The organism is Streptomyces sp. NBC_01013, from assembly GCF_045162765.1.
GTDB lineage: Bacteria > Actinomycetota > Actinomycetes > Streptomycetales > Streptomycetaceae > Streptomyces.
This window is the reverse complement of sequence record NZ_CP108687.1, coordinates 7,141,773-7,168,030: the sequence shown is the minus strand read 5'-3', so window position 1 is coordinate 7,168,030 and position 26,258 is coordinate 7,141,773. Positions and strand designations below refer to the sequence as shown.

Annotated in this window: 26 protein-coding genes; 12 read left to right on the top strand and 14 right to left on the bottom strand. The window is 71.3% G+C overall.

What is annotated here, in order from left to right; translation table 11 throughout:
- Positions 1 to 7 precede the first annotated feature (7 nt).
- A complete protein-coding gene (locus OG538_RS31285; protein ID WP_406098790.1) occupies positions 8 to 1,252 on the bottom strand; it encodes an FAD-dependent monooxygenase in 1,245 nt (414 codons plus the stop codon).
- Positions 1,253 to 1,346: 94 nt separating this feature from the next.
- Here OG538_RS31285 and OG538_RS31280 point away from each other — a divergent pair, with 94 nt between their 5' ends.
- Both OG538_RS31280 and OG538_RS31275 read left to right on the top strand, forming a co-directional pair.
- Positions 1,347 to 2,030, top strand: coding sequence for a TetR/AcrR family transcriptional regulator (locus OG538_RS31280; RefSeq protein ID WP_406098789.1), 684 nt, complete (start codon positions 1,347 to 1,349; stop codon positions 2,028 to 2,030).
- 129 nt (positions 2,031 to 2,159) lie between these two features.
- Positions 2,160 to 2,600, top strand: coding sequence for a hypothetical protein (locus OG538_RS31275; RefSeq protein WP_406098788.1), 441 nt, complete (start codon positions 2,160 to 2,162; stop codon positions 2,598 to 2,600).
- A gap of 103 nt (positions 2,601 to 2,703) precedes the next feature.
- Here the strand turns inward: OG538_RS31275 and OG538_RS31270 are convergent, their stop codons facing one another.
- From OG538_RS31270 to OG538_RS31240, 7 genes are all read right to left on the bottom strand, one after another.
- The gene (locus OG538_RS31270; RefSeq protein ID WP_406098787.1) at positions 2,704 to 3,189 is read right to left on the bottom strand and encodes a hypothetical protein; all 486 of its coding nucleotides are present in this window, start codon (positions 3,187 to 3,189) and stop codon (positions 2,704 to 2,706) included.
- A gap of 164 nt (positions 3,190 to 3,353) precedes the next feature.
- Positions 3,354 to 4,037 (bottom strand): uracil-DNA glycosylase, encoded by a 684-nt coding sequence (locus OG538_RS31265; protein WP_406098786.1) that lies wholly within the window; start codon positions 4,035 to 4,037, stop codon positions 3,354 to 3,356.
- Between the two features lie 122 nt (positions 4,038 to 4,159).
- Complete coding sequence (locus OG538_RS31260) at positions 4,160 to 5,740, bottom strand: ABC transporter substrate-binding protein (protein ID WP_406098785.1); 1,581 nt, start codon at positions 5,738 to 5,740, stop codon at positions 4,160 to 4,162.
- 118 nt (positions 5,741 to 5,858) lie between these two features.
- On the bottom strand, positions 5,859 to 6,614 hold the full coding sequence (locus tag OG538_RS31255; protein ID WP_219567928.1) for an SDR family oxidoreductase: 756 nt from the start codon (positions 6,612 to 6,614) through the stop codon (positions 5,859 to 5,861).
- Between the two features lie 20 nt (positions 6,615 to 6,634).
- Positions 6,635 to 7,396: a 3-oxoacyl-ACP reductase FabG gene (gene fabG, locus OG538_RS31250; RefSeq protein WP_406098784.1), complete on the bottom strand. Its 762-nt coding sequence runs from the start codon at positions 7,394 to 7,396 to the stop codon at positions 6,635 to 6,637.
- A 228-nt stretch (positions 7,397 to 7,624) separates the two neighbouring features.
- Positions 7,625 to 8,008, bottom strand: coding sequence for a DUF3037 domain-containing protein (locus OG538_RS31245; protein ID WP_406098783.1), 384 nt, complete (start codon positions 8,006 to 8,008; stop codon positions 7,625 to 7,627).
- Positions 8,005 to 8,856: a HipA family kinase gene (locus tag OG538_RS31240; RefSeq protein ID WP_406098782.1), complete on the bottom strand. Its 852-nt coding sequence runs from the start codon at positions 8,854 to 8,856 to the stop codon at positions 8,005 to 8,007. Before OG538_RS31240 ends, OG538_RS31245 begins: the two co-directional genes overlap by 4 nt.
- Positions 8,857 to 9,105: 249 nt before the next feature.
- Between OG538_RS31240 and OG538_RS31235 the strand changes: the two genes are divergently transcribed.
- On the top strand, positions 9,106 to 9,906 hold the full coding sequence (locus OG538_RS31235) for an SAM-dependent methyltransferase (protein WP_406098781.1): 801 nt from the start codon (positions 9,106 to 9,108) through the stop codon (positions 9,904 to 9,906).
- Positions 9,907 to 10,276: 370 nt separating this feature from the next.
- On the opposite strand, the gene OG538_RS31230 is transcribed toward OG538_RS31235, so the two are convergent.
- On the bottom strand, positions 10,277 to 11,197 hold the full coding sequence (locus tag OG538_RS31230) for an SDR family oxidoreductase (RefSeq protein WP_406098780.1): 921 nt from the start codon (positions 11,195 to 11,197) through the stop codon (positions 10,277 to 10,279).
- Positions 11,198 to 11,341: 144 nt separating this feature from the next.
- Between OG538_RS31230 and OG538_RS31225 the strand changes: the two genes are divergently transcribed.
- The 4 genes from OG538_RS31225 (at position 11,342) to OG538_RS31210 (ending at position 14,812) form a co-directional block, all read left to right on the top strand.
- Complete coding sequence (locus OG538_RS31225; protein ID WP_406098779.1) at positions 11,342 to 12,097, top strand: enoyl-CoA hydratase family protein; 756 nt, start codon at positions 11,342 to 11,344, stop codon at positions 12,095 to 12,097.
- Positions 12,098 to 12,111: 14 nt separating this feature from the next.
- Entirely contained in the window at positions 12,112 to 12,960 is an 849-nt protein-coding gene (locus tag OG538_RS31220) for a CoA transferase subunit A (protein WP_406100380.1), read from the top strand.
- Positions 12,957 to 13,736, top strand: a complete 780-nt coding sequence (locus OG538_RS31215) for a CoA-transferase subunit beta (RefSeq protein WP_406098778.1) — start codon at positions 12,957 to 12,959, stop codon at positions 13,734 to 13,736. The genes OG538_RS31220 and OG538_RS31215 overlap by 4 nt, the downstream gene beginning before the upstream one ends.
- Before the next feature lie 71 nt (positions 13,737 to 13,807).
- Positions 13,808 to 14,812, top strand: a complete 1,005-nt coding sequence (locus OG538_RS31210; RefSeq protein ID WP_406100378.1) for an NAD(P)H-dependent flavin oxidoreductase — start codon at positions 13,808 to 13,810, stop codon at positions 14,810 to 14,812.
- Between the two features lie 116 nt (positions 14,813 to 14,928).
- On the opposite strand, the gene OG538_RS31205 is transcribed toward OG538_RS31210, so the two are convergent.
- Both OG538_RS31205 and OG538_RS31200 read right to left on the bottom strand, forming a co-directional pair.
- Positions 14,929 to 15,399, bottom strand: a complete 471-nt coding sequence (locus OG538_RS31205; RefSeq protein ID WP_406098777.1) for a nuclear transport factor 2 family protein — start codon at positions 15,397 to 15,399, stop codon at positions 14,929 to 14,931.
- A gap of 82 nt (positions 15,400 to 15,481) precedes the next feature.
- Positions 15,482 to 16,897: a helix-turn-helix domain-containing protein gene (locus OG538_RS31200; RefSeq protein WP_406098776.1), complete on the bottom strand. Its 1,416-nt coding sequence runs from the start codon at positions 16,895 to 16,897 to the stop codon at positions 15,482 to 15,484.
- Positions 16,898 to 17,131: 234 nt separating this feature from the next.
- Here OG538_RS31200 and OG538_RS31195 point away from each other — a divergent pair, with 234 nt between their 5' ends.
- Positions 17,132 to 18,499, top strand: a complete 1,368-nt coding sequence (locus OG538_RS31195; protein ID WP_406098775.1) for a M64 family metallopeptidase — start codon at positions 17,132 to 17,134, stop codon at positions 18,497 to 18,499.
- Positions 18,500 to 18,790: 291 nt separating this feature from the next.
- On the opposite strand, the gene OG538_RS31190 is transcribed toward OG538_RS31195, so the two are convergent.
- The 3 genes from OG538_RS31190 to OG538_RS31180 form a co-directional block, all read right to left on the bottom strand.
- Positions 18,791 to 19,948, bottom strand: a complete 1,158-nt coding sequence (locus OG538_RS31190) for an acetyl-CoA C-acetyltransferase (RefSeq protein ID WP_406098774.1) — start codon at positions 19,946 to 19,948, stop codon at positions 18,791 to 18,793.
- A gap of 159 nt (positions 19,949 to 20,107) precedes the next feature.
- A complete protein-coding gene (locus tag OG538_RS31185) occupies positions 20,108 to 20,893 on the bottom strand; it encodes an SDR family oxidoreductase (RefSeq protein ID WP_406098773.1) in 786 nt (261 codons plus the stop codon).
- On the bottom strand, positions 20,890 to 22,092 hold the full coding sequence (locus OG538_RS31180) for an acyl-CoA dehydrogenase family protein (RefSeq protein WP_406098772.1): 1,203 nt from the start codon (positions 22,090 to 22,092) through the stop codon (positions 20,890 to 20,892). The genes OG538_RS31185 and OG538_RS31180 overlap by 4 nt, the downstream gene beginning before the upstream one ends.
- A gap of 46 nt (positions 22,093 to 22,138) precedes the next feature.
- On the opposite strand from OG538_RS31180, the gene OG538_RS31175 reads away from it, so the two are divergent.
- Genes OG538_RS31175 through OG538_RS31160 form a run of 4 tightly spaced genes read left to right on the top strand, consistent with a single transcriptional unit; the run spans position 22,139 to position 26,224 of the window.
- Positions 22,139 to 22,987, top strand: a complete 849-nt coding sequence (locus OG538_RS31175) for an enoyl-CoA hydratase (RefSeq protein ID WP_406098771.1) — start codon at positions 22,139 to 22,141, stop codon at positions 22,985 to 22,987.
- On the top strand, positions 22,987 to 24,162 hold the full coding sequence (locus OG538_RS31170) for an acyl-CoA dehydrogenase family protein (RefSeq protein ID WP_406098770.1): 1,176 nt from the start codon (positions 22,987 to 22,989) through the stop codon (positions 24,160 to 24,162). The genes OG538_RS31175 and OG538_RS31170 overlap by 1 nt, the downstream gene beginning before the upstream one ends.
- Positions 24,162 to 25,154, top strand: a complete 993-nt coding sequence (locus OG538_RS31165; protein WP_406098769.1) for an acyl-CoA dehydrogenase family protein — start codon at positions 24,162 to 24,164, stop codon at positions 25,152 to 25,154. Before OG538_RS31170 ends, OG538_RS31165 begins: the two co-directional genes overlap by 1 nt.
- A complete protein-coding gene (locus tag OG538_RS31160; protein WP_406098768.1) occupies positions 25,151 to 26,224 on the top strand; it encodes an acyl-CoA dehydrogenase family protein in 1,074 nt (357 codons plus the stop codon). Before OG538_RS31165 ends, OG538_RS31160 begins: the two co-directional genes overlap by 4 nt.
- Positions 26,225 to 26,258 lie beyond the last annotated feature (34 nt).

Genomic DNA, 26,258 nt, shown 5'->3' with positions numbered 1-26,258 from the left:
TCGCTGTTCAGCGCCGCACGTCGCGACCCTCCTCCAGGGAGGCCGGCCGCGTACCGGCCGACGCGTGCTTCGTGCGGGCAGCATACGTGTGCTGGGGCGGGCGCCAGTCGGCGATGCCGTCGAAGGTGCGCAGGACGAGCCCGGGCCCGAGCCGGGAGAGCGTGGACATCATGAGGTTCCGTGCGGCGACGGCCGGGGCCGAGGTCAGCCGCATCAGCCCGGAGATCCGGGCGGCCTTGCGGACGATGGCGGTGGTCCGTGGCAGCCGGTCGGCGGTGTACCCGGCCAGACCCGCGCCCAGGTCCCCGCCGGGTGCCACGTGGTGGGCGAGCACGATCCCGTCCTCGATGGCCTGGTTGCCGCCCTGGCCCAGGGTGGGCGCCATCGCGTGGGCGGAGTCACCCACGAGGACGGTACGGCCGCGGTGGAATGCGGGGAGTGGTTCGGTCATCTGGTGGACGTCGTTGCGCAGGACACCCTCGGGCCGGGCAGCGGCGATGATCTCCGGGACGGGGGCGTGCCAGTCGCCGAAGCGGCGCAGCAGTTCCGCCTGTTCGTCGGGGGCGCGCTCCCCGGCCGGGGCGGTGGCCGCGGCGTACGCGTAGATGCGGCCGTCCTTGAGCGGCTGGGTGCCCCAGAGGGCGCCGCGGCCCCATGTCTCGTGCGGGGCGAAGAGCTCGGGGGGCGCTGGGACGACGACCCGCCAGGTGGTGAATCCGGCGTAGGACGGGCCGGGGTGGTCCGGGAAGAGCGCGCCGCGTACGGCGGATCGGATGCCGTCGGCACCGATGACGAGATCCGCCTCGATCGTCCGGTCCGTCGTCCGGATCATGGCGCGCCTTCCCCCGGCGACGCCCGGGTCCACGAGGTACGAGGGGCAGTGGGTGCGGATGGCGGATGCGGGCAGCGCGGCGGCGAGGCGGTCGATCAGGGCGGCCCGGTGGACCAGGACGAGGGGGCCGCCGAAGCGCGCGGCGGCTGCGGCGCTGTCCGTCCGGGAGAGCCGGCGGCCGTCCGGGCTGCGCATGCCTCCCTCACCCTGCCAGGCCGCCAGGGACCGGATCTCGTCGCCGATGCCGACGACGTCGAGCGCGCGCTGGGCGTTGGGGGCGAGGCCGATGCCGGCACCGACGGGTTCCAGGGAGCCGGCCCGCTCCAGGACCGTGACCCGCCAGCCGGAACGGTGCAGTGCAACCGCTGCCGTGAGGCCACCGATTCCACAGCCGATGACAACTGCGCGCGGTGCGTCCATGGCTCCCCCTCACACCTCTTCACCCTGCGGGAACTACATCTGTAGTGACATGGTCACGGTACTACAGGTGTAGTGGGAGCGGTAGATTGACCGCATGGCCACACGTACTGCCACCGGCTCCCCCCGGGCCACCCTCATCACCGACGCCGCACTGGCGCTCCTCGCCGAGCGCGGCATGCGGGGCCTGACCCACCGCGCGGTGGACGAGCGCGCGGGACTCCCCCAGGGGTCGACGTCCAATCACGCCCGCACCCGGCAGTCCCTGCTGGAGGCGACGGTTCGACGGCTGGCCGAACGGGAGGCCGCGGTGCTCACACCGGGAGATCTCCTGGCGTCCGGCGTGGCACCGGACCGGGCCGCGGGAGCCGGAACGGCCACACCGGGCGATCCCTCCGGACCGTCCGAGGCCCCCGCCCCCGCCCCCGCACCCGCACCCGAGGCTCTGGTCGCAGGTCTCGCGGCGGCCCTGCACCGCTATCTGACCTGCCACCCCGATCTGCTCGTCTGCCGGTACGAACTCGCCCTGGAGGCGACTCGCCGCCCCGAACTGCGCGCGTTCTACGACGCGACGGGCCGGCAGTTCCGTGAGCCGCTCGAGGCGTTGATATCGGCGGCCGGATCTCCGGAGCCGGGACGGCACACCCTGTCCCTGGTGGCCTGGTGCGAGGGGCTGATGTTCTCGTGCGCGGCGGGCGCCTACCACCGCTCCGTCCCGACCGAGGCGGAGCTGCGCACCGGCTTCGGCGAACTGCTGCGCGGGATGCTGGGCGGCGACTGACGCCCGGTGCGCGGCGACCCGGAGCGGACCGGCGACACCCGGGCGCGTCACGCTGACCGGGTCACTCGTGCGGGCCAATCCGGGCTTCCCCGCCCACCCGACGGCCGCTCCGCACCCAGAGTTGATCAGGTGCATCGAACCAGAACCACCGTGAAACTCCTGGTCGGCGTGGCTGTCACAGCCCTGTCCGGGTGTGTGTCCGTACAGCCGCAGCCGAGCCCACCGGCCCGCCCGGAGAGCAGCCGGCCGGCACAGGACCTGGCCCCGCAGATCGTGCCCCCGGTACGCGACACCCTGGGGGCGCTGCCGGACCCGAAGCCCTCACCTTCAGCTGTGCGCCGGGCCGCCCCGGCGCCCCCCGTCGCACGGCACGACGGCCCACGGCCCCCGCAGCAGCACCGCCCCGGGCCGGCCCGCCCCCCAAAGCGACGCGCAGCCCCGCCCGCCCCCGCCCCGGCTCTGCCGCCACCGGTCACGGGGGCGGACGTCTGCGCGCTCGGCCGGGGGTACGGGCACTGGCCCGCAGACAGCCGGCAGTCGCAGATCTGTGACGACGCCTACGGCCGCTGACGCGGCGGACCGGCACGAGGACACCGGTGGCCCGCCCCTGGCGGGCCACCGGTTCGCACTCTCGCCCGCACGGCGCCGCGAACGCGCCGGCGCGGGCCGGGGGTCAGAGCTCCAGCAGCCGCCGCTCCAGCCTGCCGATGGCCGCCCGGACGCCTCCTCCGTACCCGTCATCCGCATCGTCGTCCGCGAGGACGGCCGAGGCCTGCCAGGCCCGGTCCAGGTGGATCCGGGCGGCGGCAGGACGCCGGAGCTTCACATAGTCCGCCGCGAGGTTGAGGTGCAGAGAGGGATAGAAGGCGCGCACCGCGAGCGCGTCCCGGTGCTGTGCCGCACGCTCATCCGTCAGCACCTGGGCGGCGGAGAGCGCCCGCAGGTCCCACACCAGCTCGTCGCCGGGGTCGTCCTGGGTATCGGCCATGTAGTGCGCGAGGGTGCACCGGTGCAGCGCGTCACCCCTCTCGCCGATTTCCGCCCAGAGGGCGCCGAAGCGGTTGCGGGCCTCTTCACGGTCACCGCCGTGGAGCAACATGATCGCCTGGCCGATTCTGGTCATGACGACGTCCGGCGACGCCTCCTGCTGCTCCATCACTGCGGTCTCCCTCGCACCTGTCCAACCACGCCCGGCCGACTGACTTCGCCCCACTCCGACTGATCCATTCGGAACCATCGGCATTTCTGCCGGTTCCGGCTGGTTACAGCCGGTTCGACGCTAGTCGTCGTGACGGACATTCGCACTCAGGCTCGGGGCTGCCCTCAGCCCAGGTCGGGGATGCGCCAGTCGATGGGTCGGTGCCCCTGGGCCGCGACCGCCTCGTTGATCTGCGTGAACGGGCGGGAGCCGAAGAACTTCTTCGCCGAGAGGGGTGAGGGGTGCGCGCCCTTCACCACTGTGTGGCGCTCCTCGTCGATGAGGGGCAGCTTCTTCTGTGCGTAGTTTCCCCAGAGGACGAAAACCGCCGGGTCGGGCCGTGCGGCCACGGCCCGGATCACGGCGTCCGTGACCTTCTCCCAGCCCTTGCCCTTGTGTGAGTTGGCCTCACCCGCGCGCACCGTCAGCACGGCGTTGAGAAGGAGCACGCCCTGCTCGGCCCACGGCATCAGATATCCGTTGTCCGGAACCGGCAGGCCGAGCTCCTCCTCCATCTCCTTGTAGATGTTGCGGAGGGAGGGCGGCGTCTTCACACCCGGCCGCACGGAGAAGCACAGGCCGTGCCCCTGACCCTCACCGTGGTACGGGTCCTGGCCGAGGACCAGGACCTTCACCTTGTCGTACGGAGTCGCTTCCAGGGCCGCGAACACCTGCTCCCGGGGCGGATACACCGGCCCGTCGGCGCGCTCCTTCTCGACGAATTCGGTGAGCTCCCTGAAGTAGGGGCTCTCAAGCTCCTCGCCGAGGACACCGCGCCAGGACTCGGGCAGCGGGTAGGTGTCGGTCACGTCAACAACCTCCGGTAAGCAATCGGTTCCAGACCTCAGAACCTACCGGGGACCACTGACAGCGGGCTCCGGGGAGCCCCCGTGAGGGCCGGGCGGCGCCGCCGCCGGGCCCCCGGGACCCACTACCAGCTGGCCTTGCGGTACAGCTCCCACATCTGCATGACCGTCTGCGGGTCCAGCGCGCGCTCGCCACCGCCGATGTCCTCGCCCGCTGCGACGTAGAGCTTGCCCTGCCACAGCGGCAGCAGCCGGACGTCGTCGACCAGGATCGCCTGGGCCCGCTCGAACTGCTTGCTGACCGCGCCGCGGTTGCTCTCCTTGCGGGACTGGGGCAGCAGCTCCTTGGTGATCTCGTTCTTCACGTAGGGCATGCCGGTGACGCTGTCCTTGCCCACGAACGGGGCGATGAAGTTGTCCGGGTCAGGGAAGTCCGGGAACCACCCTCGGCCGAAGACGGGGTACTCGCCCTTGGTGAAGCCCTCCTGGAAGGTCTTCCAGGGCTTGCTCTTCAGGGTGATCCTGAACAGCCCGGACGACTCCAGCTGACGCTTGAGCTCGGCGAACTCGGGGGCCGTCGACGATCCGTAGCGGTCGGTCGTGAACCAGAACGTCATCGCGACCGGCTTGGTGATGCCCGCGTCCGTGAGGATCTTCTTCGCCTTCTTCTTGCTCGGGTCACCGAACGTGTCGAAGAAGCTGGTCGTGTGTGCCGCGATGCCCTTGGGGACCATCGAGTAGAGCGGCTCCGCCGTTCCCCGGTAGACCTTGGCCACCAGGGCGTCACGGTCCACGAGCTGGGCTATCGCGCGCCGTACCGCCGGGTTGCCGGCCGCCGGGTCCTCAGGGTTGAAGACCAGGAAACGGATGTCGGCACCGACCGTCTCGACGAGCTGGAGATCGCTGTTCTCGTCCTTGTTGTCCTCAAGGGCGACCACCTCCTCGGCGGACAGCCCGCGGTAGGTGGCGTCGATCTCGCCCTGCTTGAGGGCCGGGACCAGCGCGGCGGACTCCTTGAAGTACCGGATGGTCACCGCGTCGTTCTTGCGGTCGGCGAAGCCCTTGTAGTCGGGGTTCTTCACCAGCTCCGAGCGGTCTCCCGGCTTGTACGCGTCCAGCAGGTAGGGACCGGAGCCCGTCACCTTGCCGTCGTCGCGGATCTTGTGCTCCGAGTACGCGCTGGGTGCGACCAGCGACATGGCCGGAGTGGCCAGCACGAACGGGAAGGTGGCGTCGGGCTTGGTCAGATGGAAGATGACGACGTCGTCGCCCTTGGTCTCCACCCGGTCGAGCGAGCCGAGCATGCCGACCGGGCCGCCCTTGACCGCGATGGTCCTGATCCGGTCGATGGAGTACTTCACGGCCTCGGCGTCGAGCTTGTCCCCGTTGGAGAACTTCAGGCCCTTGCGGAGTTCGCAGCGGTAGGCGGTGCTGGTGGTGTCCGTGAACCGGCAGTTGTCCGCGGCGTCCGGCTCCGGGCTCGTACTGCCGGTGGGAAAACTCACCAGGGTCTGGAACACGTTGCGCATCAGCTCCCAGGAGCCGTCCCATGCCGCGGCAGGATCAAGGGTGGACGGGGAGCTGGTGGTCCCGACCGCCAGCTTCTGTTCCACGTCCGAACCACCGCCGGGCAGCAGAGCGCAGCCGGCCAGCAAAGACAGGGAAGCAAGGGCTGCAGCAGCCTGCAGACCGGCCCGGTAGAACACGTGCACGCTCCTCGATCAGCCATGGGTCGGCAGACCATACCGCAGCGCCCCGCCGGGTCAATCCGGTGACCCGACGGGGCACTTGAGTCAATCAGGGCCAAACCGTGCCAGGCCGTTCTCAGCCCACGCCGGCATTCAGGAAAATTCCGCCGTCGACGACGAGGGTCTGTCCGGTGATCCAGTCGGACTGGCTCGACGTGAGGAAGGCCGCGGCCCCGCCGATGTCCGCCGGGACACCGAGCCGGCCGAGCGGGTAGGCTGCGGCCGCCTCCGCCTCACGGCCCTCGTAAAGTGCCTGCGCGAACCTTGTCTTCACGACCGCGGGTGCGATCGAATTGACCCGGACGACCGGCGCGAACTCGTGCGCGAGCTGCAGGGTCAGATTGACCATGGCCGCCTTGCTCATGCCGTACGCGCCGATGAAGGGCGAGGCGGAGACTCCGGCGACGGAGGCGATGTTGACGATCGCCCCGCCGTTCTCCTTCTGCCAGGCCTTCCAGGTCTGCTGGGCGAAGCCGAGCGCCGAGATCACGTTCGTCTCGAAGACCTTGCGGGCCACGTTGAGGTCGAGCTCGGCAATCGGCCCGAAGACCGGATTCGTACCGGCGTTGTTGACCAGGAAGTCGACCCGGCCGAACGCCTCCATCGTGCGCTCGACGGCCGCCGCCTGGTGCGCCTCGTCGTGCGCCTTGCCGGCGACGGCGATGACCCGGTCGGAACCGAGCGCCTCGACGGCCTCCTTCAGGGCGTCCTCACCGCGTCCGGTGATGCACACCCGGTCGCCGCGGGCGACGAGCGCCTCGGCGATGCCGTATCCGATGCCCCTGCTCGCACCGGTGATCAGCGCGACCTTGCCACTGTCCTGCACAGTCATGATGTCCGTAGCCCTTCGCGTCAGTTGAGCGGTCCGCCGGCGACGTACATGACCTGGCCGGAGACGAAGCCCGCGTCGTCGCCCGAGAAGAAGGCGATGGCGTTGGCGATGTCCTCGGGGAAGCCGACGCGCTGCACCGGGATCTGGGTGGCGGCGGCGGCCTGGAACTCCTCGAAGCCCATGCCGACGCGCTCCGCGGTCTGCGCGGTCATCTCGGTGACGATGAAGCCCGGCGCCACGGCGTTGGCGGTGATGCCGAACTTGCCGAGCTCCTTGGCGAGGGTCTTGGTGAAGCCCTGCAGGCCCGCCTTGACCGCGGCGTAGTTGGCCTGGCCGCGGTTGCCGAGCGCCGAGGAGGAGGACAGCGAGACGATCCGGCCGAACTTGGCGTCCACCATGTGCTTCTGGACAGCCTTGGCCATCAGGAACGCGCCCTTGAGGTGCACGTTCATCACGATGTCCCAGTCGGACTCGCTCATCTTGAAGAGCAGGTTGTCGCGGAGCACGCCCGCGTTGTTGACGAGGATCGTCGGGGCACCGAGCTCGGCGGCGACCCGCGCGACGGCGGCCTCGACCTGGGCGCTGTCCGACACGTCGCACCCGACGGCGAGGGCCCGGCCGCCGGCGGTGGTGATCTTCTCGACGGTGTCCTTGCAGGCCGCCTCGTCGAGGTCGAGTACGGCGACGGCGCGGCCTTCGGCCGCCAGGCGTACCGCGGTGGCGGCACCGATGCCCCGTGCGGCTCCCGTCACGATGGCTACGCGCTGCTCGGTGGTGGACATGCTTGGCTCTCCTCGCCCTTGGATCGCGGCTCAGCGGACGTCAGGCACATTCCCGCGAGACATCCCGCGAGACGTTCCCGATAACTGAGCAACCGCTTAGTACCTTCAGCAGACGAGACGCTAGAAGCCCTGGCACCCGGTGTCAACGGCCCACGGACGCAGCGGCGCATGTCACACCGGACGGCGCCGCCTCCGCACAGTGCGGGGACGGCACCGAAGGCGGTGCGATCAGCGCACCAGCAGGTCGAGCAGCCGTTCGACCTCGGCGGCGGGGTCGGTGGTGAGGCCGCTGTGTACCGGGCTCGGCTGGATGACGGTCGAGCGCGGCGCGATCAGCCAGCGGAAGCGCCGCCCCGCATCGTCGCCGGCCGCCTGGCCCGCGTCCGTACCACCGCGGCAGACGCCCTCGACGGCATGCAGCGCGGCCCGCACCCCGGTCACGTCGGCGCCGGGGTCCAGAGCCCGGAGCTTGCCTTCGTCGAGGTCGGTGCGGGCGGCGACGAACCCCTTGGCGCGGCAGTAGACCACTACCCCGGCGTTGAAGAACTCGCCGCGCTGGACCCGCGGCACCACGCGCAGGAGGGCGTACTCGAATACATCGCGCTTACTCACGGCCGGCCGCCCTTGTCGCTGTTCTCGTTGTCATGGCGCGGGGCGAGGCGCTCGGAGAGCCAGCCCGGGGCCTGGGAGGGCTTGGACGCGGTCGGCGCGTCCAGGGTGATCCGCTCGTGAATGGTGGCGGCGCGCGGCAGCAGCGCCTCCACATAGGCGCGGCGCAGTTCGTCCGTCGAATCGAAGCCCGGCTCGTCCACCAGCCACTCGTCGGGGACGTCGGCCGCGACCTCGGTGAGCAGTTCCCTCGTGACCAGCGGGGCGAGCTCGGCGGCGGCCGCCGCGATGTCGGGTCCGAACGGTGCCAGCGCGTGGTCGGACGCGTTGTACGGCTTGGCGGCGGACGCCTGGGCGCCCGGCCAGTTGTGGTGCCAGATCATGGTGGCACCGTGATCGATGAGCCACAGGTCCCCGTGCCAGATCAGCATGTTGGGATTGCGCCAGGAGCGGTCGACGTTGTTGATCAGCGCGTCGAACCAGACGACGCGCCCGGCCTCGCGCGCGTCCACCTGATAGGCCAGCGAATCGAACCCGAGGGAGCCCGGCAGGAAGTCCATCCCGAGGTTGAGACCACCGCTGGCCTTGAGCAGCTCCTGCACCTCCTGGTCGGGCTCGGCGAGCCCGATCACCGGGTCCAGCTGAATCTGTACGAGATCGGGGACACGCAGCCCGAGCCGCCGCCCGAGCTGTCCGCAGATCACCTCCGCGACGAGGGTCTTGCGGCCCTGTCCGGCTCCGGTGAATTTCATGACGTACGTGCCGAGGTCGTCGGCCTCGACGATCCCCGGCAGCGATCCGCCCTCCCGCAGGGGGGTGACGTAGCGGGTCGCAGTGACTTCTGTGAGCATTTCTCCACGTTATACGGCGTCGCTCCCTGCGGATTCACGGACCGGCACCGGGACCAGGGGAGCCATGGCGTCCCCCGGGGAGAATCCGGCGGTATCCGGCCGGCGGGCCACTGCACCCCGCTCTGCCTCCGCGCCCCGTAAGGGAGTTGCCTCCCTGCCGGGCTGGTGCGGACGATGCTGGTGAGGAAGCATGGGCCCGTGCGGTACGGGGGTCGTCCGCGCAACCGATGTGAGACATGAAGAGGGCCGATGACTGACAAGCGGGACATCCGGACGCCGGTGGACGGGATCGACACGGGCACGCCGCATTCGGCGCGGGTGTGGAACTACTGGCTGGGCGGCAAGGACAACTACGAGGTGGACCGCCGGCTCGGGGCGACGATGGAGGAGCTGTACCCGCAGATCATCGAGATAGCGCGCGCCTCCCGGGCATTCCAGGCGCGGGCGGTCCGCTATCTGGCCGGTGAGGCAGGGGTACGGCAGTTCCTGGATCTCGGCACCGGCCTGCCGACGGCGAACGCCACGCACGAGGTCGCCCAGGAAGTCGAGCCGACGGCGCGCATCGTGTACGTGGACAATGACCCGATCGTCCTGGCTCACGCTCGCGCCCTGCTCACCAGCCGGCCGGAAGGCGCGACGGACTACGTGCACGCGGACCTGAGGGACGCCAAGACCGTGTTGCGCGAGGCCGCCCGGACGCTGGACCTCGACCGGCCGGTCGCTGTGATGGTGCTCTCGACACTGGGACACGTCGCGGACTCGGACGAGGCCGCGGCGCTGCTCCACAGCTACCTGGACGCGCTGCCCGCCGGCAGTTACCTGATGCTGTGCGACACCATCGAGACTCCGGAGACGCAGGCCGGGTCCGACGAGTACGCCAGTGGCGGTGCCATGCCGTACATCTCGCGTCCCAAGGAGATCATGGCGACCTTCGCCGACGGCCTCGAACTGGTGGAGCCGGGCTTCGGCTCGATCAGCCTGTGGCGTCCCGAAGAGCCCGTCGCCGGCGATCCGGTGGACCAGTGGGGCTTCGTGGCCGCCAAGCGGTAGCCGCCGCCGTTCCGACCCGATCGGCCGGACGGCTGGACAACCCGGGCCGGGGGGTACCTGACAGGGCGCCGACTCGCCGGGGCGCCCACATGCGGGACGTCCCGCACGTATGCCGGGCGCCCCCCCACGGGGCCTTCCGCTCCGTGCCGCGCGCGAGCAGCGTTCCCTCACGGCCGAGGGGGCGGCGAACCGGACACTGACGGCTGCGCCGCATGCCGTCGGGACGGGGGGGCGCGCCCCGGACCCATCGCATCCTGGACAGGGGCACGGTATCTGCCGGTGGTCCGGGGCGCGGGGCGAGCGGGGCGGTACCAACGCCTGCGCCCGGAGGCACTGGTGACGCGCGGTCACAGCTCCGTGCCGCGGCCCGTCAGGAGGCGCCGTACACCGGCTGCGGCGTCCCGGCCGAGGCCAGCAGACCGGTCACCGCCTCGCCGGCCTCGGCCGGGGTCCAGCGGGCGCCCTTGTCAGCGGTGGGGCCGGGCCGCCAGCCCTCCATCACGGTGATCCGTCCGGCCTCGGTCTCGAAGACCCGGCCGCTCACCCCGGCGGACGCGGCGGAACCCAGCCAGACGACGAGCGGCGAGACGTTCTCCGGGGCCATCGCGTCGAAGGCCCCTGCCCCGGGGGCGGCCATCGTCTCGGCGAACGCCGACTCCGTCATCCGGGTCCGGGCGGCCGGGGCGATCGCGTTGACCTGGATCCCGTAACGGCCCATCTCGGCGGCGGCCACCAAGGTCAGCCCGACGATGCCCGCCTTGGCGGCCGCGTAGTTACCCTGGCCGACACTGCCCAGCAGCCCTGCCCCGGAACTGGTGTTGACGACCCGGGCCTCGGGTGTCCGGCCGGCCTTCGCCTCGGCGCGCCAGTGCGCCGCCGCGTACCTGAGCGGCAGGAAGTGCCCCTTGAGGTGGACGCGCATGACCGCGTCCCAGTCGTCCTCTTCCAGGTTGACCAGCATCCGGTCGCGGAGGAATCCGGCGTTGTTGACGAGCGTGTCGAGCCGGCCGAAGGAGTCGAGCGCGGCGGCGACGAGAGAGGCCGCGCCCTCGGAGGTGGCGATGTCGCCGTTGTGGGCGACCGCCTCGCCCCCGGCCGCCCGGATCTCCTTCACGACCTGTTGGGCGGGTCCGGTGCCCGAGCCGGAGCCGTCGAGGCCCACGCCCAGGTCGTTGACGACGAGCTTCGCGCCCTCGGCGGCGAGGGCCAGGGCGTGAGCACGGCCGAGGCCGCGGCCGGCGCCGGTGACGACGGCGACGCGTCCGGCACACAGGGCGGTCGGTGAGGTCATGACGAGTGTCCTTTCGACGGGCGACGGACCGGCAGGACCAGGGCGCCGGTACCGGTCAGTGGTACGGCCCTCTGCCGCGGCGTTCGTATCGCTGCTACGTTTTGGACCTAACAAACGTTTGGTGGAAAGGTAGCTGATCTGCTCATGGGTGTCTCCACCTCCGTCCCACGCGAGGGCGTCGCCGTCGTCACCGTGGACTTCCCTCCGGTCAACGCCCTTCCCGTACAGGGCTGGTACGAGCTGGCAGCTGCGGTACGCACCGCCGGAGCCGGTCCGGGCATCCGCTGCGTGGTCCTCACCGCGGAGGGGCGTGGCTTCAACGCGGGCGTGGACATCAAGGAGATGCAGCGCGCCGACGGACCCGAGGCGCTGATCGGCGCCAACCGGGGCTGTTTCGAGGCGTTCGCCGCCGTCTACGAGTGCGAGGTCCCGGTGGTCGCCGCCGTGCACGGCTTCTGCCTGGGCGGGGGCATCGGCCTGGTGGGCAACGCGGACGTGATCGTGGCGGCCGACGACGCGTCCTTCGGCCTGCCGGAGCTGGACCGCGGCGCCCTCGGCGCGGCCACGCACCTGGCCCGACTGGTGCCGCAGCACCTGATGCGGACCCTGTACTACACCTCGCGCACTGTGACGGCGCAGGAACTGCACCGGCACGGCTCGGTGTTCAGCGTGGTGCCGCGGGAGCGGCTGACCGGGGCGGCCCTGGAGCTGGCCACAGAGATCGCCGCGAAGGACGGCTACCTCATCCGGCTGGCCAAGGCCGCGATCAACGGCATCGACCCCGTCGACGTACGCCGCAGTTACCGCTTCGAGCAGGGGTTCACCTTCGAGGCCAACCTCAGCGGCGTCGCCGACCGTGTGCGCGCCACCTTCGGCACGGACGAGGAGCAGCAGACGTGACACAGGACAAGACGATGACGGCCGAGGACGTCGTCGGCCGTCTGGAGAGCGGTATGACGATCGGCATCGGCGGCTGGGGTTCGCGCCGCAAGCCGATGGCCCTGGTGCGGGCGCTGCTGCGCTCCGGGATCACCGACCTGACCGTGGTGTCGTACGGCGGCCCCGACGTGGGTCTGCTCGCGGCGGCGGGGAAGATCCGCAAGCTGGTCGCGGCCTTCGGAACGCTCGACTCGATACCGCTGGAGCCGCACTTCACGGCGGCCCGGCAGCGCGGCGCCTTCGAGATGGTCGAGATGGACGAGGCGATAATGATGTGGGGCCTGACAGCGGGCGCACAGCGACTGCCGTTCATGCCGGTGCGTGCCGGTCTCGGATCGGACCTGATGGAGGTCAATCCCGCCCTGCGTACGGTCACGTCACCGTACGAGGACGGGGAGGAGCTGGTCGCGGCTCCGGCGCTGCGCCTGGACGCGGCCCTGATCCACCTCAACCGCTGCGACGTGCAGGGCAACGGCCAGTACCTGGGCCCCGACCCGTACTTCGACGACCTGTTCTGCGAGGCCGCCGACCAGGGCTTCGTCTCCTGCGAGCGGATCGTGGAAACGGCGGACCTGCTCAAGGAGTACGGGCCGCAGACGCTGCTGATCAAGCGGATGTTCGTGGACGGCGTCGTCGAGACGCCCAATGGCGCGCACTTCACCTCCTGCGTGCCCGACCACGACCGGGACGAGGCCTTCCAGCGGGCCTACGTCCTGGCCGCCCGCGACCCCGAGGCGTGGCCCGCCTTCGTCGAACGGTTCCTGACCGGGGACGAGGCCGCTTACCAGACCGCCGTCACCGCGTTCCACCAGGAGGAAGCATGAGCGGCACCGGGACCCACGGCGTCCGGACGGCGAGCCGCGCCGAGTACTGCGTGCTGGCGTGCGCCGAGGCCTGGCGGGGCGCGGGCGAGATCCTCGCCAGCCCGATGGGCACCGTCCCTGCCGTCGGAGCACGCCTGGCGAGGCTCACCTTCTCCCCCGGCCTGCTGCTCACGGACGGGGAGGCGATGCTGATGGGGGACACGCCGGCGCTGGGAGGGGAGCCCGGGAGCATCGAGGGCTGGCTGCCGTTCCGCCAGCACCTGACGCTCACCGCCACCGGCCGCCGGCACGTGATGATGGGCGCCAGTCAGATCGACCGGCACGGCAATCAGAACATCTCCTGCATCGGTGACTGGGCCCGGCCCACCCGCCAGCTGCTCGGGGTGCGCGGCGCCCCCGTCAACACCCTCAACAACCCGACGAGTTACTGGGTCCCGAAGCACTCGGCACGGGTGTTCGTCGAGCACGTCGACATGGTCAGCGGGGTCGGCTACGACCGCGCGGCGGCGGCCGGCCCCTCCGCGACCCGCTACCACCGCGTCCCCGAAGTCATCAGCAATCTGGGCGTCTTCGACTTCGAGACTCCCGACCGCACGATGCGGCTGCGTTCCCTGCACCCCGGGGTCAGCCTCGAACACGTCACCGAGGCCACCGGGTTCGCCCTCACGGTCCCCGACGAGGTGCCGTTCACCCGGCAGCCCACGGAGGCCGAGCTCAGGCTGATCCGCGAGGTCATCGACCCCAAGGGGCTCCGCGAGCGCGAGGTCCCGGCGTGACCGGGGCCGTACCGTTTCCGACCGCGCTCACCGAGCTGACCGGGGTGCGGTACCCGATCGTGCAGACCGGAATGGGCTGGGTGGCCGGTCCCCGGCTGGTGTCGGCCTCCGCGAACGCGGGGGCTCTCGGCATCCTGGCCTCCGCGACGATGACCGTCGACCAGCTCCGCGCAGCGGTCCGAGAGGTCAGGTCCCGTACGGACGCACCGTTCGGCGTCAACCTCCGGGCGGACGCGGGCGACGCGGGAGAGCGGGTCCGGATCATCATCGACGAGGGGGTCCGGGTGGCCTCCTTCGCACTCGCCCCCTCCAAGGACCTGATCGCCCGGCTCAAGGACGCCGGGGTCGTCGTCATCCCCTCCGTCGGCGCCCGCCGTCACGCGGAGAAGGTCGCCGCTTGGGGAGCCGACGCGGTGATGGTGCAGGGCGGTGAGGGCGGCGGCCACACGGGCGAGGTGGCCACGACCGTGCTGCTCCCCCAGGTGGTGGACGCCGTCGGCATCCCCGTGATCGCGGCGGGCGGCTTCCACGACGGCCGCGGTCTGATCGCGGCGCTCGCCTACGGGGCGGCCGGGATCGGCATGGGCACGCGCTTCCTGCTCACCTCCGACAGCACCGTCCCCGACGCGGTGAAGGCGAAGTACCTGTCCGCCACCGTCAGGGACGTCACGGTCACCACACAGGTCGACGGTCTGCCCCACCGCATGCTGCGGACCACCATGGTGGACTCGCTGGAGCACTCCGGCCGCGTCACCTCGACTCTGCGGGCGCTGCGGCACGCCTCGGCCTTCCGGAAGGAGTCCGGGGCGAGCTGGCCCCAGCTCGTCCGCGACGGGCTGGCGATGAAGCACGGCAGGGAACTGACCTGGAGCCAGGTACTGCTGGCCGCGAACACCCCGATGCTGCTGAGGGCCTCGATGGTCGAGGGCCGTACCGACATCGGGGTGATGGCCTCCGGACAGGTAGCGGGTCTGATCGAGGATCTGCCCTCCTGCTCGGAGCTGGTCGGGCGAATCATGAACGAGGCCCGGACGGCGCTGAAGTCACTGCCGGGGGGTGAGGTGGCGCTTAGGTGACGCGAGTGGAGGGCGGCCGGAGCCGCGGGCTCCCCCTCCGCCGCGGCGCCGTGCCGGGACACCGGTTTCCCGCTCACGCGAGCGCGCCGGACGATCCGGCCGTTCGGGACGGCGCGCTACCGGAGCGGGATGTCGATCCCGAATTCGTCAGCGCGCCGGGGGCCGTTGATCCACCTGTCGGCTTCCGCGATGCCCACGTCATTGGTGCTTGCCTCGCGGCGCCGCATGAGGCCGTGCTGGTCGGACTCCCACAGCTCGTTGCCGTAACTGCGCCACCACCGGCCTTCCGCATCGTGCCACTCGTACGGGAAGCGGACGGCGATGCGGTTCTCGCGGAACGACCGGAGGCTCTTGCGCAGCGCGTAGTCCAGTTCGCGCTCCCACTTCCGCGTCAGGAAGTCGACGATCTCCTCGCGCCCGGTGACGAACGTGTCCCGGTTCCGCCAGACCGAGTCCGGCGTGTAGGCCCGCGCCACCCGTTGGGGGTCGCGGGCGTTCCATGCGTCCTCGGCGGTCTGGACCTTCTGCAGGGCCGTCTCCCGCGTGAACGGCGGGCAGGGCGGGCAGGGCGGGCGATCCTGTGACATTGCTGCCTCCTCGCATGGAGAACGTTCGTTCCTCGGGGCGCCCGGACGCCACCTCACAGCGCCGGCGACCCGCAGGCCCGCATCAGGCCCAAGGCGCGAAGGGCGGCCGGGCGGGAGCGGGGCCGAGCGTGGTGGTCCCCGGTTCGGCGCGGTGCCCGAGCCCGGTGCGGTAGGCGTTCAGTGCGGCTTCCGTCCGGCCCTCGCTGCGCAGCAGGTCTCCGAGCAGCCGGCAGATGTCGGCGAGGTCTCCGGCGGCCCCCGTCTGTTCGAGCAGGGAGAGCGCGGTGGCGTAGTGCAGCTCGGCCGCCTCGGCGTCACCCGCTTCCTCCGCGATCAGTCCGAGAAGCCGGTGGGCGCCACCGGCGTGCAACGCGCCGCGGCCCGGCTTGAGTCCGGCCAGCAGGCTCTCCAGCAGTTCCGCGGCCTCCGTCGACTTCCCGCTCCTGCGCAGGACGTCGGCGAGCTCGACCTCCACCTGTGAGACGTACAGGGCCGCCCGCCTGGACACGAGCATCGAGTGCGCGGTGCGCAGCTCCTTCTCCGCCTGCGCGAGGTCGTCGTGCTGGGCGCAGACATAACCTCGCATCCAGTGGCAGTGAGCGAGTTCGGTACGGATCTGGAGCTGCTGGTAGAGCTCGGTGGCCCGCGCCAGCGATGCCTGTGCGGCGTCGACCCTTCCTTCGGCGAGCAGGGTGCGGGCGACGGTCCGGTGCATGGTGGCGACCAGGGCGGGATCGGACACCTGCGGAACCAGGGCGAGGGCGAGTTCGGCGGCCTGCGCGGCGCGGGCGTGGGCACCCATGTCCATGTACGGGGCGATCGAGGCCGTGTAGAGCTGGAGCAGCGCGCCGGGGTCGTGCAGTCCGGAGGTGTTCAGTTCATCGATGGCGCTTTCCAGCAGGTAGCACGCGTAGCGCAGTTCACCGGCCAGGTAGTGGGCGACCGACCTCCCCCGGACCGCCCTCGCCCGGGCGGGGAGCGGCTCGTCGGCGAGTGCGCGTTCGGCTGCCTCGAACCGGGCCAGGGCCTCGCTCAGTTCGCCCGTCTCCAGCGCGCATTCACCGAGGCCTACGAGCGCTGCCGCCCGTTCCTGGGTGAGCGCGTACTCCTCGGCGCGGCCGCGGATCCGCTCGTAGGCGGCCCTGGCGTCGGCAGCGTCCTCGATGGCCAGTATCCGCTGGGCGTCGGCCAGTTCCATCCGCAGGGCTGCGGCGATGTGGGTGGGCTTGCCCGTGGCGAGCTCCTCATGGGCGACTCCGAGCCGCTCGGCGATGTACCGGAGGGCGGCCTCGGAGGGCCGCACCTTGCCGGCTTCCAGGGTGGAGACGTAGGCGGCGGTGTACGCGGGCTCGGCGAGCTGTCGCTGGGTCAGCTCGCGTTCCTTGCGCAGGCGCTTCACCCGGCGGCCGATCGCGGCCGGTGCGTCCTGCGCCTGCGCCTGTTCCGAAAGGTCGGGAGTCCTGTTGCCGTCCGTCGTCGCCTTGCTGGTTCCCGCCATGACAAGCCCCCTCTTCCCGTCCTGATGCCCGGATTCTTCCGCAGACGACGGGCTCAGTTACTCAAAAGCAACATCACCATGGCCCTCGCACCCGTTGTGCGCATCCCCGGCGCAGCTTAAGTTAACCGGCAACTCAAACGTACTGAACTCGGCAATTAACCGAGGAGCCAGGCACGTAGTCATCACCCATTGCTCCGTCTTCTCCTCCAGCCGGACACCAGAGTGAGGATCGACATGCGCACGACCAGATCTGCTGTCATATCCGTGGGCGTCGCGCTCACGGGGATCATAGGCGCGGCGCTGGCCGCTCCCGCGGCCGCCGTGGACACGGAGCCCACCCAGAAGCCGCGCGTCTCCGTCGAGTACTTCCCCGAGCCCGGCAGCGAGGGGCGGCGGACCGAGGTTCCGGTCAACACACCGACTGTTCCTGGCCGTTCGGCTGCCCGGAGCATGGCACCCGCTGCGGGGACGACAGACGGAGAGGTCGGGCAGCTGTCGGTGACGGGCTCCTCGGCCGACCGGCTGGACGTGGTCATCGTCGGCGACGGCTACACCGCCGGCCAGCAGGACGCCTTCCACACCGCGGCTGCGGCGAAGTGGGCGGCCATCACCCGCATCGAGCCCTATGCGAGCTATCAGGGCCTGATGAACGTGTGGACCGTCGACGCGGTGTCCGCCGAATCCGGCATCAGCGGTGACCCCACCGCCGACGTCACCAAGGACACCGCCCTCGGCAGCTACTTCTGGTGCTCGGACACCGAGCGCCTGATCTGCGCCGACATCGACAAGGTCGCCTCCTACGCCGACAGGGCCCCCGAAGCCGACCTGGTCATCGTCGTCTCCAACTCCACCAAGTACGGCGGCGCCGGTTACTCGGGCCTGGAGGCGGAGGGCTACCCGTTCGACGGCGTCTCGACCCTCTCCTCGGACAACGCGCAGTCGAGCATGATCGCCGCCCACGAGATCGCCCACTCCGTGGGCCTCCTGGCCGACGAGTACACGTACGACAGCTACGGCACCTGGCCGGGCGGTGAGCTCCCCGACATCAACTCCAGCACCTTCACCGCGGACCGGATGGCCGCCGACCGGACGAAGTGGTACCGCTGGCTCGGCGAAACCGACCCGACCGGCGGCACGGTCGGCACGTACGAGGGCAGCAGCTACTACCCGTTCGGGATCTACCGTCCGACCGCCAACTCCCTCATGCGGGCCCTGAACACCAGCGACTTCAACCTCCCCGGACGCGAGGCCATGATCGCCGGCTTCTACCGCGAGGCCAACGCGCTGAGCAGCGAGGTCGGCACGCGCGGCGCGATTCTCAGGACCAGGCACATCAAGGTCTCCCGGGCAGAGCTGAGCGGCCTCGCCGCGCCGGAGCTGCGTTGGTACGTCGACGGCGTCCGGGTGGGGCGGGCTCAGGGCCTGACCGCTGTCGTCCCCGCCGCGCTGGGCGTTCGCGCGGACGGCAGGACGCACACCGTCACGGTGGAGTCCGCGGACCGGACCACGTCGATCCGCGACCCCCAGGTCCGCGCCGAGGCCACCGAGCGCCTGACCTGGACGGTCAAGGCGTCCGGGCGCACGGCCCCGAATCGGCCCTGACGGCCGGCCGACAGCGCACCTGCCGTCCCTCACCGCCGCGGCAGGTGCGGCGCCGGGGCGGCCAACGGGCTCGGGCAGGAGCCGCATGACGTGGCCCGTCGCGAGCCACTCGTCGACGGTGGCGTGGCCGGGAGCCTGGATCTTCGCTCGCACGTAGGAGCACGCTCCTTGGGCCGCGCGGAGGCAACACCAAGACACCAGATGTCCTGCCGGAGGGAACCCTCTTCCGAAACCGCACGCCGGCGGCCCGCCACGGGGCGGGCCTCCGGGGTCCGGTCCCGTATGACGCGGTCAGAGGCGCTCGATGATGGTGACGTTGGCCTGACCGCCCCCCTCGCACATGGTCTGCAGGCCGTAGCGGCCGCCGGTGCGCTCCAGTTCGTGCAGCAGGGTCGTCATCAGCTTGGCACCGGTGGCGCCGAGCGGGTGGCCCAGCGCGATGGCACCGCCGTTGACGTTGACCCTGTCCGGGTCCGCGCCGGTCTCCTTCAGCCAGGCGAGGACGACCGGGGCGAACGCCTCGTTGATCTCGACGAGGTCCATGTCACCGATGGACATCCCGGCCTTCTTCAACGCGTACGCCGTCGCCGGAATGGGCGCGGACAGCATCCGGATCGGGTCCTCACCGCGCACGGACAGGTGATGGATGCGCGCACGGGGTGTCAGGCCGTGTGCGGCGACCGCCCGTTCGGAGGCGACGAGGAGCGCCGAGGCGCCGTCGGACACCTGCGAGGAGACACCGGCGGTCAGCCGGCCGCCTTCGACGACCGGCTTGAGGCCGGCCATCTTCTCCAGTGAGGTGTCGCGGCGCGGGCCCTCGTCCACCGTCACCTCGCCGTACGCGACGGTCTCCCGGGCGAACCTGCCCTCGTCGATGGCGCGCAGAGCCCGCCGGTGGGAACGGAGTGCGAAGTGCTCCATGTCCTCGCGGGTGATGCCCCACTTCTCCGCGATGAGTTCGGCGCCGTGGAACTGGTTGACGGGCGCGTCGCCGTAGCGGGCGCGCCAGCCCCGGGAGCCCGCGTACGGGCCGTCGGCCAGCCCCAGGGGCTCGGCGGCCTGACGGCTGGCGTAAGCGATGGGGATCATCGACATGTTCTGGGTGCCGCCCGCGACGACCAGGTCCTGGGTGCCGGACATGACGCCCTGGGCGGCGAAGTGCACGGCCTGCTGGGAAGAGCCGCACTGGCGGTCCACCGTGGTGCCGGGCACCTCCTCGGGAAGGCCCGCGGCCAGCCAGGCGGTACGGGCGATGTCCCCGGCCTGCGGACCGACGGTGTCCAGACAGCCGAAGACGACGTCCTCCACCGCTGCCGGGTCGATCCCGCTGCGTTCGACCAGCGCCTTGATGACGTGAGCCCCGAGGTCGGCGGGGTGGGCGGCGGACAGCCCGCCCCGGCGCCGGCCGACCGGCGTGCGTACCGCTTCGACGATGTAGGCCTCGGCCATGTCAGCTCCTACGTATGTAATGTGAGGGCGTATCAGGTGCGTGCGGTGATCCCCACGAGGACCATCGGCAGGTACGGGCGGGTGGTCTCCTCCGGGCTGTGGGTACCGCCGGGGCGGACCAGTCGATGCCGGTGAAGCCGGTGAAGCCGGTGATCGCCTTCACGCCCTCTGACTGCTGACGGAGACGGTCTCCCCCGTCATGTACGAGGAGTAGTCGCCGGCCAGGAAGACGATGACGTTGGCGATCTCCCAGGGCTCGGCGTACCGGCCGAACGCCTCGCGTGCGGTGAGTTCGGCGAGGAGTTCCCCGGTGGTGACCTTCACCAGGTGCGGGTGCATCGCCAGGCTCGGGGCGACGGCGTTGACGCGTACGCCGAAGTCCGCCGCCTCCAGGGCTGCGCAGCGGGTGAGGGCCATCACTCCGGCCTTCGCGGCGGCGTAGTGTGCCTGACCGCGCTGCGCGCGCCAGCCGATGACGGAGGCATTGTTGACGACGACGCCGCCGGTGCCGCGGTCCTTGAAGTACCGCAGGGCAGTGCGGGTGCAGCGGAAGGTCCCGTTCAGGGTGACGTCGAGGACCTTCGACCACTGCTCGTCGGTCATGTCGACGAGGTCGGCGGTGCCGCCGAGGCCTGCGTTGTTGACGACGATGTCGAGCCCTTCATGGCGCTCGGCGGCGAGCGCGAACAGCGCGTCGACCTGCTGCTGGTCGGTGACGTCACAGGGCAGTGCCGCGACGCTGGCGGCGCCGAACTCCTCCGCGAGGGCGGCGGCGCTCTCCTTCAGGCGGCGCTCGTGGGCGTCACCGATGACGACCCGTGCGCCCTCCTCCAGAAACTTGCGGGCGGTCGCTCCGCCGATGCCGGAGCCCGCGGCGGCGGTGATCACCGCGGTGCGTCCGGCCAGGAGGGAGTGGCCCGGTACGTAGGGCGGCTGCGGGGTCACGGGCGGATCTCCTTGGGCAGGCCGAGGATGCGCTCGGCAATGATGTTGCGCTGGATCTCGTTGGATCCGGCGTAGATGGTGTCGGAGCGGGAGAAGAGGAACAGCCGCTGCCAGTCGTCGAGTTCGTAGGGCGCACCGGGAGCGGTCATGCCGCCGGCGCCCAGGACGCTCATGGCCAGCTCGCCGAGCTCGCGGTGCCAGGTGGCCCAGAAGATCTTCCCGATGGACGCCTCGGGCCCGGGTGCGCCGGCCGCGACGCCGTCGAGCGTGCGCAGGGCGTTGCACCGCATGGTCTCCAGTCCCGCCCAGGCGCGGGCGAGACGATCGCGGATCAGCGGGTCGTCCGCGGCACCGTTGCGCCGGGCCAGCGCGATGAGTGCTTCCAGTTCTCGTCGGAAGCCGACCTGCTGGCCGAGAGTGGAGACGCCGCGTTCGAAGCCGAGGGTGGCCATGGCCACCCGCCAGCCGTCGCCGGGTGCGCCGACGATGTGCGCGGCGCTGGTGCGGGCGCCGTCGAAGAAGACCTCGTTGAATTCGCAGGTGCCGGTCAGCTGCTGGACAGGCCTGATCTCCACGCCCGGCTGGTCGAGCGGGACGAGGAGACAGGACAGACCCGCATGGCGCGTGGAGCCCGCCTCCGTACGGGCGATGACGAAGCACCACTGGGCCTCATGGGCGAGTGAGGTCCAGATCTTCTGGCCGGTGACCACCCAGTCGCCCCCGCTCTCGGCTCCGCTCGAGCGGGAGGCGCCCCCCTCGTCCCGCTCGGCCCTGGTCCGTATGTTCGCCAGATCGGACCCGGCGTCCGGCTCGCTGTACCCCTGGCACCACAGCTCCTCGACGGCGACGATGCGCGGCAGGAAGCGGGCACGCTGCTCGGGTGTGCCGAACGCCAGGAGGGTCGGGCCGAGCAGCTGCTCCCCGATGTGGTTGACGCGTGCCGGGGCATCGGCCAGGGCGTACTCCTCGTGGAAGGCGATCTGCTGCTCGAGGGTGGCGCCCCGGCCTCCGTGCTCCTCGGGCCAGCCCACACAGGTCCAGCGCTCGGCCGCCATGTGCCTTTCCCAGGCGAGCCGTTCGGTGAAGGCCTCGTGCTCACGACCGGGTCCGCCGCGGCCGCGAAGACCCGCGAAGGCGCCGGTGAGGTGGGCTGCCAGCCACCCGCGGATCTCGGCGCGGAACTCCTCGACGCTGCTCATGGGGGTACGTTAATCTACCAAACACTTGTTAGGGAAGGAGCGTCCGATGTCCGCTGCCCACGACGAACCGGTGCGCTACGAGAAGCGGGGCCCGGTCGCGACGGTGACCATGAACCGGCCCGACTACCGCAACGCGCAGAACTCCGCGATGACCTACGCCCTGGACCGCGCGTTCTACCGCGCGGCCGACGACAGCGAGGTGAAGAGCGTCGTCCTCGCCGGGGCGGGCAAGCACTTCTCCGCCGGCCACGACATCGGAACCCCGGAGCGGGACGCTCATCTGCCGTTCGAGCGGCGGGCGGGACTCTGGTGGGACCACTCGGACAAGGAGGGCGCGGAGAGCCGGTTCGCCCGCGAGTCCGAGGTCTACCTGGGCATGTGCCGCCGCTGGCGGGAAATGCCCAAACCGGTCATCGCGTCCGTGCAGGGCGCATGTGTGGCGGGCGGCCTGATGCTGGCCTGGGTGTGCGATCTGATCGTGGCTTCGGAGGACGCCTTCTTCGCCGATCCCGTGGTCCGGATGGGTATCCCCGGCGTCGAGTACTTCGCCCACCCGTGGGTGATGCCGCCAAGAATCGCCAAGGAGTTCCTCTTCACCGGCGACCGCATGAGTGCACAGCGGGCCTACGAGGTCGGCATGGTCAACCGGGTCGTCCCTCGCGACGAACTGGCGGACCGCACAGCTGAGTTGGCGCTGAAGATCGCGGAGATGCCGCGCATGGGGCTTGCCCTGACGAAGCGCGCGGTCAACCAGGCCGAGGACCTGCAGGGCATGCACACCGGCATGGACTCGGTGTTCGGCCTGCATCACCTGGCGCACGCGCACAACGCCGAGACCGCGCCGGACGCGCTCGGGGGCATGGACATCCGGGCGATGAAGAAGGCGGGCGGCTGATGGACCTCGATTCCGAGCCGGCCGACGAGGCGTTCCGTGCCGAGGTGCGTGACTGGCTGGCGGACCACGTCCCGGTCGCGCCCCTGCCGTCGCTGGAGACCGCCGAAGGCTTCGCCGCGCACCGGGAGTGGGAGGCGGTCCTGTCCGCCGACCGCTGGTCGGTCGTCTCCTGGCCCGAGGAGTTCGGCGGGCGAGGGAGCTCCCTGCTGCGCTGGCTGGTCTTCGAGGAGGAGTACTACGCTGCCGGGGCGCCCGGCCGGGTCAGCCAGAACGGCATCAATCTGCTGGCCCCGACCCTCTTCGAGCACGGCACCGCCGAGCAACGGGCCCGGGTCCTGCCCGCGATGGCACGTGGTGAGGTGATCTGGGCGCAGGCCTGGTCCGAGCCGGAGTCCGGCTCCGACCTGGCCTCACTGAAGTCGACCGCCGTACGGACGGAGGGTGGCTGGCTGCTCAGCGGCCAGAAGACCTGGTCCTCCCGGGCCGCCTTCGCCGACCGGGCCTTCGGTCTGTTCCGCAGCGACCCCGAACGGGACCGGCCGCACCGGGGGCTCACGTATCTGATGTTCCCGCTGGACGCGGAGGGGGTGACGGTGCGGCCCATCGGGCGGCTCGACGGGAAGCCCGCCTTCGCCGAGCTCTTCCTGGACCAGGTGTTCGTACCCGACGAGGACGTCATCGGCGAGCCGGGCCAGGGCTGGCGCGTCGCGATGAGCACCACCGGCAGCGAACGGGGGCTCACCCTGCGCAGCCCGGGCCGCTTCACGGCGGCCGCGGACCGGCTGACCGCCCTGTGGCGCGAGTACGGCGACCCGGCGGACACGGCGCTGCGCGACAGGGTCGCCGACGCGGTGATCGGGGCCCGCGCCTATCGGCTGTTCTCGTACGCGGGGGCCTCCCAGATCCTGCACGGGGCGGGCGGGCCGGCCGGGGCCGCCTCCAGCCTCAACAAGATCTACTGGTCCGAGCTGGACATCGCACTGCACGAGACGGCGCTCGACCTGCTCGGCCCTTACGGCGAACTCGCCGACCACGCGACGGAATCACCGGACCACGGCAACTGGTCCGAGGGCTACACCTTCTCGCTGGCCGGTCCCGTCTACGCGGGCACCAACGAGATCCAGCGCGACATCATCGCCGAGCGGCTGCTCGGCCTGCCGAAGGGGCGCCGCTGATGCGTTTCCTCCTGGACGCCGAGCAGCGGGACTTCGCCCACTCCCTCGACGCTCTGCTCACCTCCTGCGCCACCCCGGCCGTCGTGCGGTCCTGGGCGGCCGGCGACCACGGCCCGGGGCGTGCCGTCTGGGCGCGGCTGGCCGAGGCCGGGGTGTTCGCACTCGCGGTTCCGGAGAAGTACGAGGGGTTCGGTCCTCTTCCCCTCGAACTCACCCTCGCCTTCGAGGCGCTGGGACGGCACGCCGTCCCCGGGCCGCTGGTGGAGACGGTTGCCGCGGCGGCCCTGCTGCACCGGCTCGACGACGACCGCCTCGCCGCGGACCGGCTGCCCGGCATCGCATCGGGGAAGTCGGCCGCCTCCCTCTGTCTGACGTCCCTCGGCCCGTACGCCCTGGACGCCGACGCGGCCGACGCGGTGTTCGTGGTGGCGGGCGACACCCTGCGCCTCGCGAACGGGTCAGGAACCGTACAGCCCTCGGCGGACCCGGCACGGCGACTGTCACGGCCGGCGGACGGGACGGTTCTCGCCCAGGGCCCGGCAGTGACCGCCGCCGTCGCGTACGCGGCCGACGTGGCCGCGCTCGCCACGGCAGCCCAGGCGCTCGGGGTCGGCCGGACCCTGCTGGCCCGTACCGTCGAATACGTCAAGCAGCGCTCCCAGTTCGGGGTGGCGATCGGCTCCTTCCAGGCGGTCAAGCACCGGCTGGCCGACACCCTGCTGGCCCTGGAGTTCGCCGGCCCGCTGGTGCACGGCGCCGCGCTCGCGCTCGCCGCCGGCGACGACGGGGCGGGCCGCGACGTCGCCGCGGCCAAGGTCACGGCGGGCGAAGCCGCATACACGGCGGCGCGCACGGCCCTCCAGCTGCACGGCGCCGTGGGCTACACCGACGAGCTCGACCTCTCCCTGTGGATCCGCAAGGCCCGGCCCCTGCGCGACGCCTGGGGCACCCCGGCCGCGTGCCGGGCCCGCGTCATGGGAGCGGACCGATGAGACTCACGCAGGAACAGGACGAGCTGCGGTCCGCCCTGCGATCTCTGCTGACGCGACATCAGCGACATGCCGCTTGGGCGCCGTTGACCACCCAGATCGGTGCGGCCGGTCTGGCCGTGCCCGAGGAGTACGGCGGGGCGGGCGGCGGCGCCCGCGATGTCCATGTGCTGATGGAGGAGCTGGGCCGGAGCCTGAGCCCGCTGCCGTGCCTGGGCTCCTCGGTGCTCACGGTCGGGGCCCTGCTCGCCTCCGGTGACAAGGAGGCGTGCGGGCGGCTGTTGCCGGGACTCGCCGAGGGCAGCTCGGTGGGCACCCTGGCCTGGGCCGAACGGGGTTCCTGGGACCAGGAGGCGATACGCGCCGAGGCGCTGGCGCGTCCGGGTGGCGGCTGGCTGATCACCGGGACCAAGGAGTATGTGCTGGACTGGTCCGGCGTGGCCGTGCTGCTCGTCGCGGCCCGTACGGCAGACGGGGTGTCGCTCTTCGAGGTGGCTCCCGACGCCCCCGGGGTGCGCCGGGAGCCCGTCGTGACCATGGACGAGACCCGGGGCCAGGCCCGGTGGATGCTGGACGGTGCCGAGGGGCGCCTGCTGGGCGTGAACGGCGAAGGCGGGCGGTGCCTGGAGCACGTAAGGGACCTGGCCTGCACCGCACTCGCCGCCGAGCAGGTGGGTGCGGCCGGGCACTGTCTGGAGCTCACCGTCGAATACACCAGGAACCGGGTCCAGTTCGGGCGGCCCATCGGTTCGTTCCAGGCGGTCAAGCACCGGCTGGCCGACGCCTACGTCCTGGTGGAGTCGGCGCGTTCGGCGGCGCTCGGTGCCGCGTTCGCCGCCGACAGGGACCCGGGTGCGCTGCCGCGGGCCGCCGCCGTCGCGAAGTCGGTCTGCTCCGAGGCGTTCTCGGCGGTGGCCGGCGAGATGATCCAGCTGCACGGCGGGATCGGCATCACCTGGGAGCACGACGCGCACCGCTACTTCAAGCGGGCACACGGGGCGGGCGAACTGTTCGGGCCGGCCGCCCACCACAGGGCGCGGCTCGCCGCCGGGCTCGGTCTCACCACTCACTGAGCAGGTTCCAGCAGACGGATCAGGGGGCGCGACG